The sequence below is a fragment of the Streptomyces olindensis genome (assembly GCF_040645895.1).
Lineage (GTDB): Bacteria > Actinomycetota > Actinomycetes > Streptomycetales > Streptomycetaceae > Streptomyces > Streptomyces olindensis.
The window spans coordinates 15468-31138 of sequence record NZ_JBEYZD010000063.1 but is presented as its reverse complement, the minus strand read 5'-3'; the positions used below and the strand labels follow the sequence as shown (position 1 = coordinate 31138).

Below are 15671 nucleotides of genomic sequence, written 5' to 3'. Positions count from 1 at the left end.
GCCTGCCGGTCCGCGGACCGCTGGGTGAGGCGGTGACGGCTTGCGGTGTGCGGGGCGGTGAGGGCCGGCGGTGTGAGGGGCGGTGCGGGCCGCCCGGGCATGGGGCGGTGGAGGCCGCCAGCCGCGGGGCGGTGCGGGCCGGTGGTGTGCCGACCGGTGGTGTGCCGACCGGCGGTGTGAGGGCCGGCGGTGTGAGGGACGGTGCGGGCCGCCGGGTGCGCGGTCCCGTAGGTCGCGCGCACCCGGGCGGGCGCCCGGCTCACGCCGTCAGGTCCGCCTCCCGTACGCGGTCGAAGACGCCGCCGCCGTCCGCCTCGGTGAGCAGGTACGACTCGGCTTCGCCCACGTGGAAGTACATGCCCTGGAGCACCAGGGCGCCGTCCGCCAGGGCCCGGGCCACCGCGTCGTGGGCGCGCAGGTGCTCCAACTGCTGGACCACGTTGGTCAGGCAGAGCTGCTCGACCACGTCCGCGGGCACCCGGCCGGCCAGGCTGCCCGACGGCCGGCTGTCGTCGGTCATGCGCTCCAGGCTCGGCAGCCCGTGCCGCAGCCACCGCTTCAGCGGTGTCCGGGCGCCGCCCGGCTCGGAGTTGAGCAGCGCCTGCATGGCGCCGCAGCCCGAGTGCCCGCACACCGTGATGGACCGCACGCGCAGCACCTCCACGGCGTACTCGATCGCGGCTGCCACCGAGTCGTCGCCGCTCTCCTCGCCCGGGAGCGGGACGAGGTTGCCCACGTTGCGCACCACGAACAGGTCGCCCGGACCACTGGAGGTGATCATCGAGGTGACCAGTCGTGAGTCGGCGCAGGTCAGGAAGAGCTGCGAGGGCCGCTGCCCCTCGCGCGCCAGCCGGGCCAGCTCGCTGCGCACCAGGGGTGCGGTGTTGCGCTGGAAGGCGCTGATGCCACGCGCCAGTTCGTGCCCGTCGGCTCCGCCGGTGCCTGCCGGATCGGGCTCGGAGCGAACCGACCCGTCCGCGTCCTGCTCGGAGAGGAACGCGGACTGCGGGCGTTCGCACTGGTGGTTGCGCCAGGCCGTCCAGGGCCGGCAACGGCAGTCGGCGACGGCCGCTGGTTCGGAGATGCGGGTGCCGGGGTGCCGGCCGGTGATCTCGACGGTGCCGCCCTGCGCGGTGTGCGTCTTCTGCCAGTCCTGCAGCGTCTCGTACGCCGCGTGGTCCATGAACGACCCGTCCAGCTCGACGACGGTGTCGGCGCCGTGGGGCACGAGGTGCAGGGCCCGGCTGAGCCGCGGCACGGCGAGGAACGTCAACTGTCCTCTGACGTGTACGTGATGGACTCCTTCCCTCTCTTCGTGCGTGATGCGGGTGCGGGTGAGGCGGTGCAGGGCGACGGCGACGGCCATGGCGATGCCCAGGGCGACACCCTGGAGGACGCCCAGGGTCACCACGCCCAGGGTGGTGACGGCGTAGACCCACACCTCTCGGTGGCGCGTCACCGTGCGGATGTGGTTCAGGGACACCATCTGGATGCCGACGGACATCACCAGGGCGGCGAGCGAGGCGAGCGGGATGAGCTCCAGGATCGGGACCATCAGCAGCGTGGCGATCACTACGAGAACGCCGTGCAGCATCGTGGAGTTCCGGCTCACCGCTCCCGCGTTCACATTCGCCGTGCTCCGCACCGCGACACCGGCGATGGGCAGGCCGCCGAGCGAACCGGAGACGATGTTGGCGGCGCCCTGACCGAGCAGTTCGCGGTCGAGGTCGGAGCGTCCGACCCGGGCGGGCAGGCCCGGGCGGCCGGCCACCAGCTTGTCCACGGCGACCGCGCCCAGCAGCGACTGCACGCTGCACACCAGCGTGGTGGTGAGCACGGCGGCGAGGAGGCCGAGGACGGGGCCCTCGGGCAGTCCGGCCAGCGCGTGGTTGCTCCAGGACGGCAGGTCGACCTTGGGCAGGCGCAGACCGGCGAGGGCGGCGGCAGCGGTGGCTCCGGCGACGGCGATGAGCGCGGCAGGGACCTTGCGCAGCAGGCGTCCGGCCCGGCCGGGCAGTCTCGGCCAGAGCAGCAGCAGCGCCAGGGTCAGCGCGCTCACCGACACGGACGCGGGCCGCAGCTGCGCCAACTGGGCCGGCAGGGCTCTCAGATTGTCGGGGACCGAGCTCTGCGGTGTGCCGCCGAGCACGATGTGCAGCTGGGCGACGGCGATGGTGACGCCGATCCCGGCGAGCATGCCGTGCACGATGGCGGGACTGACGGCGAGGGCGCCACGGGCCACGCGCAGGCAGCCCAGGCCGAGTTGGGCCAGACCGGCGAGGACGGTGATGGCGCAGGTCGTCCGCCAGCCGTAGCGCTGGATGAGGTCGGCGGTGACGACGGTGAGCCCGGCGGCCGGCCCGCTCACCTGGAGCGGGGAGCCGCCGAGCCGTCCGGCGACGAGCCCGCCCACGGCGGCGGCGACGAGGCCGGCCTGGAGGGGCGCGCCGGTGGCCAGGGCGATGCCCAGGGACAGGGGCAGTGCGATCAGGAAGACCGCGATCGAGGCCGACACGTCGGCACCCGCGATACGGAAGCGGCGGGGGCCGGTCGGCGGGCTGTGGGGTGGATGGGTCCGCTCGGTCCGGTTCGGATCGGCGGCGCGGGTGGGAACGCAGGCTGACATGGTTTCCCGTCTCCTCCGGGGCTGCGCGGTCGCGTGACTGGGGTCCCGCTCGGGGCGGGTTCTGTCGCGGCCGTGGGTCACGGCGTAAATCGGCGGGATAAATCAACGCTCAGTAAACGGATCGTAATGCAGAGTAAAGGACGAGCATAGACTTTACGGGCAAATGGGCTAATAAATCACCCCGACGAGTGAAGTGGCTATTTGATCGGCTTGTCGTACTAATTCCTTCTCGGTCTCGTGCGAATTTGGCGGCGCTGTCGGCACCCGAGAGAAGGAAGAAGGTGGGCGGAACATGGCCGCCACCCACAGGATCGCCGCGGGCTCCGTGATCGCCGCGGTCTGCGCCGCATCGCTCGCCGGTTGCGCGACCGGCACCTCCCGGCAAGGCACCCCCGAACCGTCCAGGGCCAAGCCCGCTCAGGCACCCAAGAGCGCGGTCCGGCTGATCGGGGACGGCTCCACCGCCTACACCGGGGCCCAGCCCCACCTGCCCCGGCCCGAGCGGCTGCGCCCCGGCCAGCGGCCCCCGCAGTTCGTCGTCTTCTCCTGGGACGGCGCCGGTGAGGACAGCCAGAAGCTGTTCTCCCACTTCCGCAAGGTCGCCCGGGAGAACAACGCGACCATGACGTACTTCCTCAGCGGCGTGTACCTGCTGCCGGACGAGAAGCGCGACCTCTACCGGCCCCCGCAGCACTCCCCGGGCCGCTCCGACATCGGCTTCAACGACCGCCGTGGCATCGCCGCCACCGTCAAGCAACTGCGCCTGGCGTGGCTGGAGGGCAACGAGATCGGCACACACTTCAACGGCCACTTCTGCGGCAGCGGCGGCGGGGTCGGCGAGTGGTCGGTGGCGGACTGGAAGGACGAGATCGCCCAGGCCAAGCAGTTCGTGAAGACCTGGAAGACCAACACGGGCCTGAAGAACGCGTCCCCGCTGCCCTTCGACTACGACAAGGAGCTCATCGGCGCCCGCACACCCTGCCTCGAAGGCCAGCGGAACTTCCTCAAGGCGGCCCGGGAGCTGGGCTTCCGCTACGACACCAGCGGCGTCAACGACCAGGTCTGGCCCCGCAGGAAACAGGGCCTGTGGGACGTGTCCATGCAGCTCGTGCCGTTCCCCGGGCACTCCTACGAGCAGCTGACCATGGACTACAACTTCATGGTCAACCAGTCGGGCACCGCCACCCAGGGCGACCCCGCCATGCACGGCTTCTGGGGCGACCAGATGCGCGACGGCCTGCTCAAGGGCTTCCAGCGGGCCTACGACGGCAACCGCGCGCCCCTGATCATCGGCAACCACTTCGAGTCCTGGAACGGCGGCACGTACATGCGGGCCGTCGAGGAGGTCATCGAGACGGTGTGCACCAAGGAGGAGGTGCGCTGTGTCTCCTTCCGGCAGCTCGTGGACTGGCTGGACGCCCAGGACCCCAAGGTGCTGGAGAAGCTGCGCACCCTGAAGGTCGGCGAGGCGCCGAAGGAGGGCTGGGAGGCCTTCCTGTCCGGCCGTCCCGCCCCCGCCCCGAGGGGAGTGCCCGGGGCTCCGGCGGCCCAGGGGTAGTCGCCCGGCGGTTCGCCGTGACGGGCACGCGCGCGTGAAGAAGGGCACGCGCGCGTGAAGAAGGCCACTCCGCCGCAGGGCGGGCCCTTGGGGTGCGTAGGGTCGTACTCATGAGTACAGCAGGCGCGACCGCCGATCCGCTCGCGGCCCTGGGGGCACTGCCCGGAGTGGCCGATTCCGTGGAGTCCGTGCGCAAGTCCGTGGACCGGGTCTACGGACACCGGATCATGCGGCGGCGCAGCAACGCGATCACCTCCGAGGCGGCCCTGCGCGGCGCCCGCGGCTCGGCGGCCCTGTCCGGCGCGGACTGGGCCCTGGAGGAGGTGCGCCGTCGTACGGACTTCAGCGGCGACGACGAGGCGCGCACCGTCGGCGCCGCGCTCCGGCTCACCGCCGAGGCGGGCCAGTTGCTGTCGATCTGGCGGCAGTCGCCCCTGCGGGTGCTGGCCCGGCTGCACCTGGTGGCGGCCGCGGACAAGGCCGACCAGGTGGGGCGGCCCCGGCAGGAGGGCGAGCCGGTGGACGAGCCGCTCGTCGGGCTGCCGCTGCCGAGCGCGGCCGAGGCGCACGGCCGGCTGGAGGGGCTGGCCGGGCTGATCATCGCGGGCGGTTCCGCCCCGGCGCTGGTGACGGCCGCCGTCGTGCACGGCGAACTGCTCGCCCTGCGCCCCTTCACGTCCCACAACGGGCTGGTGGCGCGCACCGCCGAGCGCATCGTGCTGATCGGCAGCGGCCTGGACCCGAAGTCGGTCTGCCCGGCCGAGGTCGGCCACGCCGAGCTGGGCCGCGAGGCCTATCTGCAGGCCCTGGCGGGGTACGTCTCCGGCACCCCGGAGGGCGTGGCCGCCTGGATCGCCCACTGTGGCAGGGCGGTCGAACTGGGAGCGCGCGAGTCGACGGCGGTGTGCGAGGCGCTGCAGCGCGGAGCGGCGTGAGAGCCCTGGGGACAAGAAATGCGGCGGTACGAGAACTCGTACCGCCGCTGGCATGAGCACCGGGTTACCAAGCGTCCTCGATATGTGCCCATCAGGTCGGGAACTTTGCCCGTCACCTGGTGCGGCTGGCCCGTAATCGACGGGTCGACGTCGCGTGGGTGCCCGGTGTCCATGCTCGGTCCGTGGGGCCAAATGCGTTTTAAGGTGATCCTCTCGGATGTCCTTGGTCTCGCGGGCCGTTGAGTCCTTTGTACTCCTGACCCGAAGCAAGCGGAAGCCCGGACCACACTTCTTTACTTTTAGGTTCAAATAGGACCTTGGGTAACCCCAGGTCAGGCGACCGTGGCCCGGCGCCGGTTCGCGTACCAGACGAGGCCCGCGGTAGCTGCGGCGGCCCCTATCGCGGCGACCGCGACGAGCGCCGGACGCGGCGGTACGGAGAACGCGGGGATGCGCTGCTTGAGCCGGACCGGGCGGTGGAAGTCCAGGATCGGCCACCCGCGCGCGAGGGCCTCGCGGCGCAGGGCCCGGTCCGGGTTCACGGCGTGGGGACGGCCGACGGACTCCAGCATCGGCACGTCGGTCGCCGAGTCGCTGTAGGCGTAGCAGCGGCTGAGGTCGTACCCCTCGGACTCGGCCAGCTCCCTGATGGCCTCGGCCTTGGTCGGGCCGTAGGCGTAGTACTCCACCTCGCCGGTGAAGCAGCCGTCCTCGCCCACGACCATGCGGGTCGCCACCACGCGGTCCGCGCCGAGCAGCTCGCCGATCGGCTCGACCACCTCCGCGCCCGACGTGGACACGATCACGACGTCGCGGCCGGCGGTGTGGTGCTCCTCGATGAGGGAGGCGGCCTCGTCGTAGATGATCGGGTCGATCAGGTCGTGCAGGGTCTCGGCGACGATCTCCCTGACCTGCTGCACGTTCCAGCCGCGGCACAGCGCGGACAAGTACGCGCGCATCCGCTCCATCTGGTCGTGGTCGGCGCCGCCGGCCAGGAAGACGAACTGGGCATATGCGGTGCGCAGCACGGCCCTGCGGTTGATCAGGCCGCCTTGGTAGAACGACTTGCTGAACGTGAGCGTGCTCGACTTCGCAATGACGGTCTTGTCCAGGTCAAAGAAGGCCGCTGTGCGGGGCAAGGAGTGGTTTTCCACGCCCTTGAGCATAGGGGCAGCCCATTCGGCGTAAGGTGGGGCGCGTGGGTTTGCCTGAGAGGGCTCTCGGGTACACCATGGAAGTCACGGATCGTTCGCGACCGTGCTAACCCGGCCCGACTCCTCCCCCCCCGAGTCGGCCGTGGGGACGACCCCCGCTCTCCCCCCCGGCGGGGGTCGTCGCATGTCCGGGTGGGTTTTCTCCTTCTTCGCGCGGCCTGAGCGCCGCTTCCGAGGCGGCTTCGGCCGCCTCTTCTTCATGCCCATGATCCGTCACGCCGTGTAGTCGTCGGACTGCTCTGTGGGAGTCGCACAGAGGGTCTGCGGGGGTCACCGGTATGGGTGACGGCGATATTCACAACCCCCGAGGCGTCCACAGTTATCCACCAAGATCCACACGATTTCCGGGATCGCTGCACCGTGATTCCAGCGCACCCCGCTCGCGGCGAGTTCATGGCCGGTTCCGATTGCCGGGGCGCGTTCGGCCGGTTTCCGCCGGCCGTTCACAGGGAGGCCGTCTCGCCGGTTCTTCCCGGGATCTGAATCGCGCGGCCGCAGGGGCCGCGCGAGTCGTGCAGCGAAGGGGGATGGAGACCGTGGCCGGAGCCGTCACACACGATCCACCGCCGGCCGCCGGAGGGCGGCAGGGCGGACCGCTGATCGTCACCGAGGACAGCGAACTCCTCGACGACCTGCTGCGCCTGTGCGCGGCGGCGGGCGCCACACCCGAGGTGCACCACGGGGTGCCGGAGCGCAGAGGCAGCTGGGAGGCGGCGCCGCTCGTCCTGGTGGGCGACGACGCCGCGCGGCGCGTGCGCGGGGCCGCGCGCAGAAGGGGAGTCATCCTCGTCGGCCGGGACCAGGACGACTCGGGGGTGTGGCGGCGTGCCGTCGAGATCGGTGCCGAGCACGTGCTGATGCTGCCCGACGGCGAACAGTGGCTCGTCGACCGGATCGCCGACGTGGCCGAGGGCGTCGGCCGGCCCGCTCTCACCGTGGGCGTGATCGGCGGCCGGGGCGGGGCCGGAGCGTCCACGCTCGCGTGCGCCCTCGCCGTCACCTCCGCGCGGGAGGGCTTGCGCACCCTCCTGGTGGACGCCGATCCGCTGGGTGGCGGACTCGACGTACTCCTCGGCGGTGAGACGGCCGAGGGGCTGCGCTGGCCCGCGTTCGCCTCCTCACGCGGCCGGGTCGGTGGGGGCGCCCTGGAGGAGTCACTGCCCGAGCTGCACTCGCTGCGGGTGCTCAGCTGGGACCGTGGTGACCGGATCGCGGTCCCGCCCCAGGCGGTGCGCGCGGTGCTGGCGGCGGCCCGGCGCCGGGGCGGCACGGTCGTCGTGGACCTGCCGCGCCGGATCGACGACGGGGTCGCCGAGGTGCTCGGCCAGCTCGACCTGGGCCTGCTGGTGGTGCCCGCCGAGCTGCGGGCCGTGGCGGCCGCCGGGCGGGTGGCGTCCGCGGTCGGCATGGTCCTGCGGGACCTGCGGGTGGCGGTCCGCGGGCCGTATCCGCCGGGGCTCGACGACCGCGAGGTGGCCCGGCTGCTCGGACTGCCGCTGGTCGGTGAGGTGCCGGTGGAGCCGGGGCTGCTGCGCCCCGACGAGGACACGGCACCACCGGGTGCGGCCGGGCGGGGGCCGCTCGCCCGGTTCTGCAAGGAGTTCTGGGAGCGGGCCCTGGTCGAGGCGGGTACGGCATGAGCACGCTGGCCGGACTGGAGGGCGCGGAGCTGCTCGACGGGGTGCGGCGGTGGCTGGCCGAGAGCGGGGCCGAGCCGACCCCCGCGCGCGTGGCGCAGGCCCTGCGTGAGCAGGGGCGGGTGCTCGGGGACGCCGAAGTCCTGGGGGCCGCCGCGCGGTTGCGGTCGGAGCTGGTCGGCAGCGGGCCACTGGAGCCGCTGCTCGCCGACCCGTCGGTGACCGACGTGCTGGTGTCCGCCCCGGACCGGGTCTGGGTGGACCGGGGCGGCGGACTGGAGCTGACGGCGGTGCGTTTCGCGGACGCGGCGGCCGTACGACGGCTCGCCCAGCGCCTCGCCGCGGTGGCCGGACGCCGGCTGGATGACGCCCGCCCGTGGGTCGACGCCCGGCTGCCCGACGGGACCCGGCTGCACGCGGTGCTGCCACCGGTGGCCGTGGGCTGCGCCTGCCTCTCGCTGCGCGTCGTGCGGCCGCGTGCCTTCACGCTCGGCGAGTTGGTCGCCGCGGGCACGGTGCCGCCGGGCGGGGACCGCGTGCTGCGCGCACTGCTCGAGGCACGGCTGTCGTTCCTCGTCAGCGGCGGCACGGGCAGCGGCAAGACGACGTTGCTGAGTGCCCTGCTGGGGCTCGTCGGGCCGGACGAGCGGATCGTCCTCGCCGAGGACTCGGCGGAGCTCCGGCCGGACCATCCCCACGTGGTGAGGCTGGAGACGAGACCCGCCAACCAGGAGGGCGCGGGCCTCGTCACCCTCGAGGACCTGGTGCGCCAGGCGCTGCGGATGCGGCCCGACCGGCTGGTGGTCGGCGAGGTGCGCGGGCCCGAAGTGGTGCATCTGCTGGCCGCGTTGAACACGGGCCACGAGGGCGGCTGCGGGACCGTCCACGCCAACGCCGCCGCCGATGTGCCGGCCCGGCTTGAGGCGCTCGGCACGGCCGCCGGGCTCGACCGGGCCGCGCTGCACAGCCAGGTGGCCGCTGCCCTCTCCGTGGTGCTGCACCTGGTGCGCGACCGGTCCGGGCGGCGGCGGATCGCGGAGGTGCACGTGCTGGAGCGGGATCCGTCGGGGCTGGTGCGGACGGTGCCCGCGCTGCGGTGGGGAGCCGAGGCGTTCGTGCGGGAGCGGGGCTGGGAGCGGCTGCGGGGGCTGCTCCGGGGAGACGGAGACGGGCCGTGTGAGGCCGGGACGAAGGAGGGCGGGTCATGACGGGGGCGGCTGAGATGTCTATGGGTGCGGCCGAGATGGCGATGGGGGCGGCCGTCGCGTGCATGGGGGCGGCGGTCTGGCTGACGGGTGAGCGGCACTCGGCGGCGCGGCGGGCGCGGTTGCTGCTCGCGTGCGGCGGGGCCGTGCAGAACGGGCCGCCCGGATGGCGGCGGATGACCGGCGGGCTGCGGCGCGTCCGCGGTCGGCTGCGGCCCGAGTGGTGGGCGCCGGTCGCCGGTCTCGTCCTGGCGGTGCTCGGGGCGTCCGTGCTGCCGGTCGTCCTGGGGGCGGCCGGGGTGCCCCTGCTGCGGCGGGTCCGGCTGGCCGGCCGGGCACGGCGGGAGCGGGAGCGCCGGGCCGACGCGGTGATCGCGCTGTGCGGGGCGCTGGCCGGGGAGGTGCGGGCCGGACGCCAGCCGGGCGAGGCGCTGCTGCGGGCGGCGCGGGACTGCGGCGGACTCGCGGACGCGCAGGCGACGGTACTGGCGGCGGCCCGGTTCGGCGGTGACGTGCCGGACGCGCTCGCGACGGCGGCACGGCAGCCGGGCGCCGAGGGGCTGCGGGGACTCGCGGCGTGCTGGCGGGTGGCCGTGGACCAGGGCGCGGGGCTCGCTGCCGGACTCGACCGGCTCGCCGCCGCCCTGCGCGCCGAACGGGACCAGCGTGGCGATCTGCGCGCCCAGTTGGCGGGCGCCCGGGCCACGGCGGTGATGCTCGCCGGGCTGCCTGCCCTGGGGCTCCTGATCGGCGGCGCCCTCGGCGCCGATCCCCTCCATGTCCTGCTGCACACCCCGGCGGGTCTGGGCTGTCTGGTCGTCGGCGGTGTGCTGGAGGGCCTCGGGGTGTGGTGGGTGCTGCGGATCGTGCGGGGCGCGGAGGCGGCGGCATGAGCGGAGAAGTTGTCCACAGGCTGGGGGCGGAGGCATGAGCGGAGAGATTGTCCACAGGCTGGGGGTGGCGGTGGGGGCCCTGTCGGCCCTCGCGTCGTCGGTGCGGTGGCTGGTGGACGGGCGGCGACGACGGCGGATACTGCGGCGGCTGGCCGAACTGCAGGTCCGGAAACCACCCGCTCCCGTCCCGCGCCTCGCCCTGCGCGGGGCCGCGCGGACCTGGCTGGCTCCGGTGGGAGTGGCGTGCGCCGGGTGGGCACTGGTCGGCGGCCTCACCGGTGTCGCCGTCGGGCTGGCCGGCGCGGTGGGCATGTGGCGGTGGCGGCTGCGGCAGGAGGCGGCCGGGGCGGAGGCACGGGCGCCCGATCTCGCCGAAGCGGCCCGGCAACTGCCCCTCGCCGCCGACCTGCTGGCCGCCTGCATCGCGGCGGGTGCCGGACCGGTGGTCGCGGCACAGGCGGTCGGGGAGGCCCTGGGCGGCCCTGTGGGAGACGCGCTGGCCCGTGGCGCGGCGGAGGTCCGGCTGGGCGGTGAACCGGGGGCGGCCTGGCGGAGGCTGGCCGCCGTCCCGGGCGCCGGAGGGCTGGCCCGGCTGCTGGAACGGGCCGACGTGTCCGGGCTGCCGGCCGCCGCACCGGTCGCGCGGCTCGCCGCGCAGGCCCGTGCCGACTGGAGCCGCGCCGCGACGGCCAGGGCCCGCCGAGCGGGCGTCATGGTCAGCGCGCCGGTGGGCCTGTGCTTCCTCCCCGCGTTCATCGCGGTCGGAGTGCTGCCCGTGGTCATCGGGCTCGCAGGCGGGGTGCTCGGAGGGGGTGGTGACTGACGCGGAGACGGAACGGCGGCAAGTGAGCGACAAACGACAGAAGTTCGGACTTTCCCACCAGGATCGACATGTATACGGGGGTTGAGATGTATCAGGTGGTGCGGGCACGGCTGCGTGCCTTGGTGTGCAGGGTGCGTGCGGCGCGGCGGGACGCGGGGATGGTCACCTCCGAGTACGCCACCGGGATCGTCGCGGCGGTGGCGTTCGCGGTGGTGCTCTACAAGGTGGTCACCAGCGGTGCGGTCAGCGCGGAGTTGCAGAGCATCGTGAAGGAAGCCCTCAATGCGCGGATGTGAGCGGGGCGCCGACCGGGGGTTCGTCACAGCGGAGTCGGCCGTGGTGCTGCCCGTGCTGGTGATGTTCGCGATGGCGCTGGTGTGGGGGCTGCTGGTCGTGGCCGCGCAGATCCAGTGCGTGGACGCGGCGCGGACGGGGGCCCGCGCGGCCGCCCGGCAGGACCCGCCCGGCGCGGTCGTGCGGCTGACCCGCGAGGCGGCGCCGCCCGGCGCGAAGGTCACCGTCAGCCGGGACGCGGAGCACGTGCGGGTGGTCGTCGTGGCCGAGCCGCCGGTACTGCGCGGGCTGTCCTTCGCCGTTCGTGAGGAGGCCGTGGCGTCGGTGGAGGAGGCGGTGGGGTCGTGAGACGGCGTCGAGTGACCGGGCGGGCAGGATCGGACCGAGGGCCGGCCGCCGTCTGGTCGGATCGTGGGTCGGCCGCTGCCTGGTCGGATCGCGGGTCGGCCGCCGTCAGGTCGGATCGTGGGTCGGCCACTGTCTGGTCGGATCGTGGGTCGGCCACCGTCTGGAGCGTCGGGGCGATCGCCGTCCTGTGCGTGGTGTTCGGCGTGGTCCTCGCGCTGGGGCAGGCCGTCGTGATCCGGCACCGTGCGGCGGGCGCCGCGGATCTCGCGGCGCTCGCGGCGGCGGACCACTGGGCCGAGGGCACCGCGGCGGCCTGCGCGCGGGCCGGCCGGGTGGCCCGGGCACAGGGCGTGCGGCTCGCGCGGTGCGAGGTCGTCGGGCAGATCTCCGACGTGACGGCGGCCTCGGGGCGGGGGCCGTTCACGGCGGAGGTGCGGGCGCGGGCGGGGCCTCCGTCGGCCCCGGGCCTTACGCCGGCCCCGGATCTTCCGCCGGCCCGGGGGCTTCCGCCGGCCCCGGATCTTCCGTCGGCCCCGGGTCTTCCGCCGTCTTCTCCTCCGGAGCCCCCTCCAGCAGCACCGTGAGGAGGCGCATCGCGCCCCTCTTGTGCAGCGGGTCGTTGCCGTTGCCGCACTTGGGGGACTGGATGCAGGACGGGCAGCCGGCGTCGCACTCGCAGGAGGCGATCGCCTGGCGAGTGGCGGTCAGCCAGGTGCGGGCGGTGTGGAAGGCGCGCTCCGCGAAGCCCGCGCCGCCGGGATGGCCGTCGTAGACGAAGACCGTGGGCAGGAGCGTGTCGGGGTGGAGCGGGATCGACACGCCGCCGATGTCCCAGCGGTCGCAGGTCGCGAAGAGGGGCAGCAGGCCGATCGACGCGTGCTCGGCGGCGTGCAGGGAGCCGCCGAGGATCTCGGGGGTGATCCGGGCGCGGTCCAGCTGGTCCTCGGTGACGGTCCACCACACGGCCCGGGTGCGCAGCGTGCGAGGAGGGAGGTCGAGCTTGGTCTCGCCCAGCACCTCACCGGTGATGAGCCGTCTGCGGAGGAAGGAGACGACCTGGTTGGTGACCTCGACGGAGCCGTAGCAGAGCCGGCCGTCGCCCCAGGGGACCTCGATGTCGGTCTCCAGGACCGAGATGGACGTCGTGTCGCGGGCGACCGTGGAGTACGGCGGGGCGGCCTCGTCGACCAGGGCGACGGAGTCCTCCAGGTCCAGCGACCGCACGAGGTAGGTGCGGCCCTGGTGGAGGTGGACGGCTCCCTCGTGGACTGTCGAGTGCGCGGCGCCCGCGTCGACGGTGCCGAGCAGCCGGCCCGTGCCGGACTCGACGACCTGGACCGGGCGTCCGCCCTCGCCGCGGATGTCGGTCAGGTCGGCGGCGCGCTCGCGGCGGGTCCAGTGCCAGGCCTTGGTGCGGCGGCGCAGCAGCTTCGCGGCCTCCAGCTGCGGCAGCAGGCCCTCGCAGGCCGGGCCGAACAGGTCGAGGTCCTCGTCCGTCAGGGGCAGCTCCGCGGCGGCCGCGCACAGGTGCGGGGCCAGCACGTAGGGGTTGTCCGGGTCGAGGACGGTGGACTCGACGGGCTGGTCGAACAGGGCCTCCGGGTGGTGGACGAGGAAGGTGTCCAGGGGATCGTCGCGGGCCACCAGGACGGCGAGGGCGCCCTGCCCGGACCGTCCGGCCCGGCCGGCCTGCTGCCACAGGGAGGCCCGTGTGCCCGGGTAGCCCGCGATGACGACCGCGTCCAGGCCGGAGATGTCGATGCCGAGTTCCAGGGCGTTCGTCGCCGCGAGGCCCAGGAGTTCACCCGAATGGAGGGCGTGTTCGAGCGCGCGGCGCTCCTCCGGGAGATAGCCGCCCCGGTACGCCGCGACACGCCGGGCCAGCGAGCGGTCGACCTCGGCCAGCCGCTCCTGGGAGATGACGGAGATCAGCTCGGCGCCGCGCCGGGAGCGGACGAAGGCGACCGAGCGGACGCCCTGCACGGTGAGGTCGGTCAGCAGGTCGGCGGCCTCGGCGGTGGCCGTACGGCGGACGGGGGCGCCCTTCTCGCCGTGCAGCTCGGTCAGCGGAGGCTCCCAGAGGGCGAACACCAGTTCACCGCGGGGGGAGGCGTCGTCGGCGACCTCCAGCACCGGCACGCCGGTGAGGCGGCGGGCGGCCACCGCGGGCTCGGCGGCGGTGGCGGAGGCCAGCAGGAACACGGGCGAGGCGCCGTAGCGGGCGCACAGGCGGCGGAGCCGGCGCAGCACCTGCGCGACGTGCGAGCCGAAGACGCCCCGGTAGGTGTGGCACTCGTCGATGACGACGTACTTCAGCGACTTCAGGAAGGAGGACCAGCGGGGGTGGGACGGCAGGATGCCGCGGTGGAGCATGTCCGGGTTGGTCAGGACGTAGTTGGCGTACTGGCGGATCCACTCGCGTTCCTCGAACGGAGTATCGCCGTCGTACACGGCGGCGCGCACGGCGTTGCCGAGGGGATGTGAAAGTTCCTTCACCGAGCGGCACTGGTCCGCCGCAAGAGCCTTGGTCGGAGCCAGGTAGAGGGTGGTCGCGCCGCGGCCGTTCGGAGCCTCGGCACCCTCCAGAAGAGTGGAAAGCACCGGCACGAGGTAGGCCAGCGACTTGCCGGAGGCCGTGCCGGTGGCGACGACGACCGACTCGCCGTCCAGGGCGTGCTCGGCCGCGCGGGCCTGATGGGCCCAGGGATGCCCGATACCGGCTGCCTGCACGGCGGCGACGACCTCGGCGCGGATCCGCTCTGGCCAGACGGCATGCCGACCCTCGCGCGGGGGCAAGTGCTCCGTATGAGTAATGCGCGAAGCCCTGCTCGGACCGGACGCGAGCCGGTCCAGGACCGCGCCCGGCGCGGGCCGGGAGGCGGGGTCCGTCGGGGTTCGATCGGATCGGTGATTCTTGGCCATCGGCACCGAGTGTGTCACTGGCGTGACGGACAATGGAGCCAAGGCGTCGTGCACGCCTGCCGGTAAGTGATTGAATGCCATCGCGGCTGGCGAAGCGTCCAAGGGCTGAAGCCGAGATGCCCGAAGGGCGACCGCTCGATAGCAAGGTGCTGGAGGATCCGTGGACCTGTCCCTGTCGACCGAGACCATGGGCGATCGCACGATCGTCAGGGTCGGTGGCGAAATCGACGTATATACCGCGCCCAAGCTGCGCGAGCAGTTGGTCGAGCTGGTGAACGACGGCAGTTTCCACCTTGTCGTCGACATGGAGGGCGTGGACTTCCTCGACTCCACCGGGCTCGGCGTGCTGGTCGGCGGCCTCAAGCGCGTGCGTGCCCATGAGGGCTCCCTGCGCCTGGTCTGCAACCAGGAGCGCATTCTGAAGATCTTCCGCATCACCGGCCTCACCAAGGTGTTCCCGATTCACACCTCGGTCGAGGAAGCGGTAGCGGCAACCGACTGAGACCGGACCCGGGCCCCGTGCCCGGGCCGGCCGCAGTGCGGCACGAGTTCGGCAGAAGTGAAGACCGAGGGGGCCCGGGCTTTTCGGCGGCCCGGTGCCTCCCGACAGCACGCCCGTAGTTGCGAGGGGGATGCATGGCCACCGTTGAGCTCCGCTTCAGCGCGCTGCCCGAGCACGTCAGGACCGCCCGGCTGGTGGCGGCAGCGGTGGCGCGCAGGGCCGGAGTGGACGAGGCCGTCCTCGACGAGGTCAGGCTCGCCGTCGGCGAGGCCTGCACCCGGGCCGTCGGACTGCATCAGACAGGCGGGATCTCGGCACCGGTGAAGGTGCTGCTGATCGAGGAGGAGAAACAGTTCTCCATCGAGGTCGGCGACGAGGCCCCGCACGCGGTCCCCGGCGAGCGCGCGCCCGGTGCCGGGCCCGGCGACTCCGACGGGGAGGCCGACGAGGACGAGATGGGCCTCGCGGTCATCAGCGGCCTCGTCGACGACGTCGAGGTCAGCGCGGGAGAGCACGGCGGGTCGATCAAGATGACCTGGCCGACCACGCCGCCGCCCACCATCCTGGTCTGACCGGCCACCGCGCACACCGTTCTTCCGAAGGGCCCCACCCGTGGGGCCCTTCGCCGTGTGCGGGTGTCAGTGGTCGCCTTTACAGTAGTTCCTGTGCCGTTCATCGCGTGAATTCGTTCACGATCATTCGCGTGCTCCACGG

14 protein-coding genes are annotated in these 15671 nt (G+C 73.4%); 11 read left to right on the top strand and 3 right to left on the bottom strand.

What is annotated here, in order from left to right:
* Positions 1-259 precede the first annotated feature (259 nt).
* Positions 260-2626 carry a bifunctional SulP family inorganic anion transporter/carbonic anhydrase gene (locus ABZ948_RS31240; RefSeq protein ID WP_359765167.1) on the bottom strand — a complete coding sequence of 789 codons (2367 nt, stop codon included), beginning with the start codon at positions 2624-2626 and terminating at the stop codon, positions 260-262.
* Between the two features lie 292 nt (positions 2627-2918).
* Between ABZ948_RS31240 and ABZ948_RS31235 the strand changes: the two genes are divergently transcribed.
* Together ABZ948_RS31235 and ABZ948_RS31230 are read left to right on the top strand one after the other, a co-directional pair.
* Positions 2919-4184: a polysaccharide deacetylase family protein gene (locus ABZ948_RS31235; RefSeq protein WP_359765165.1), complete on the top strand. Its 1266-nt coding sequence runs from the start codon at positions 2919-2921 to the stop codon at positions 4182-4184.
* 110 nt (positions 4185-4294) lie between these two features.
* Positions 4295-5119 (top strand): Fic family protein, encoded by an 825-nt coding sequence (locus ABZ948_RS31230; protein ID WP_359765163.1) that lies wholly within the window; start codon positions 4295-4297, stop codon positions 5117-5119.
* Positions 5120-5451: 332 nt separating this feature from the next.
* Here ABZ948_RS31230 and ABZ948_RS31225 read toward each other — a convergent pair whose 3' ends face one another.
* Positions 5452-6285, bottom strand: coding sequence for an HAD family hydrolase (locus ABZ948_RS31225; RefSeq protein ID WP_359765161.1), 834 nt, complete (start codon positions 6283-6285; stop codon positions 5452-5454).
* A gap of 575 nt (positions 6286-6860) precedes the next feature.
* On the opposite strand from ABZ948_RS31225, the gene ssd reads away from it, so the two are divergent.
* The 7 genes from ssd to ABZ948_RS31190 all read left to right on the top strand — a co-directional run bounded on the left by ssd (position 6861) and on the right by ABZ948_RS31190 (position 12117).
* Positions 6861-7973 (top strand): septum site-determining protein Ssd, encoded by a 1113-nt coding sequence (ssd, locus tag ABZ948_RS31220; RefSeq protein ID WP_359765159.1) that lies wholly within the window; start codon positions 6861-6863, stop codon positions 7971-7973.
* Entirely contained in the window at positions 7970-9178 is a 1209-nt protein-coding gene (locus tag ABZ948_RS31215; RefSeq protein ID WP_359765157.1) for a TadA family conjugal transfer-associated ATPase, read from the top strand. Before ssd ends, ABZ948_RS31215 begins: the two co-directional genes overlap by 4 nt.
* On the top strand, positions 9175-10068 hold the full coding sequence (locus ABZ948_RS31210; RefSeq protein WP_359765155.1) for a type II secretion system F family protein: 894 nt from the start codon (positions 9175-9177) through the stop codon (positions 10066-10068). Before ABZ948_RS31215 ends, ABZ948_RS31210 begins: the two co-directional genes overlap by 4 nt.
* A gap of 34 nt (positions 10069-10102) precedes the next feature.
* Positions 10103-10891: a type II secretion system F family protein gene (locus tag ABZ948_RS31205; RefSeq protein ID WP_359765153.1), complete on the top strand. Its 789-nt coding sequence runs from the start codon at positions 10103-10105 to the stop codon at positions 10889-10891.
* A gap of 86 nt (positions 10892-10977) precedes the next feature.
* Positions 10978-11187, top strand: a complete 210-nt coding sequence (locus tag ABZ948_RS31200) for a DUF4244 domain-containing protein (protein WP_359765151.1) — start codon at positions 10978-10980, stop codon at positions 11185-11187.
* Positions 11174-11533: a TadE family type IV pilus minor pilin gene (locus ABZ948_RS31195; RefSeq protein ID WP_114254506.1), complete on the top strand. Its 360-nt coding sequence runs from the start codon at positions 11174-11176 to the stop codon at positions 11531-11533. The genes ABZ948_RS31200 and ABZ948_RS31195 overlap by 14 nt, the downstream gene beginning before the upstream one ends.
* Positions 11530-12117 (top strand): Rv3654c family TadE-like protein, encoded by a 588-nt coding sequence (locus ABZ948_RS31190; protein ID WP_435857664.1) that lies wholly within the window; start codon positions 11530-11532, stop codon positions 12115-12117. The genes ABZ948_RS31195 and ABZ948_RS31190 overlap by 4 nt, the downstream gene beginning before the upstream one ends.
* Here ABZ948_RS31190 and ABZ948_RS31185 read toward each other — a convergent pair.
* On the bottom strand, positions 12002-14536 hold the full coding sequence (locus tag ABZ948_RS31185) for a DEAD/DEAH box helicase (protein ID WP_359765149.1): 2535 nt from the start codon (positions 14534-14536) through the stop codon (positions 12002-12004). The genes ABZ948_RS31190 and ABZ948_RS31185 overlap by 116 nt on opposite strands.
* A gap of 79 nt (positions 14537-14615) precedes the next feature.
* Between ABZ948_RS31185 and bldG the strand changes: the two genes are divergently transcribed.
* Together bldG and ABZ948_RS31175 are read left to right on the top strand one after the other, a co-directional pair.
* Complete coding sequence (gene bldG, locus ABZ948_RS31180) at positions 14616-14957, top strand: anti-sigma factor antagonist BldG (RefSeq protein ID WP_003991900.1); 342 nt, start codon at positions 14616-14618, stop codon at positions 14955-14957.
* A gap of 134 nt (positions 14958-15091) precedes the next feature.
* Entirely contained in the window at positions 15092-15529 is a 438-nt protein-coding gene (locus ABZ948_RS31175; protein ID WP_359765146.1) for an ATP-binding protein, read from the top strand.
* The last annotated feature ends 142 nt before the right edge of the window (positions 15530-15671 follow it).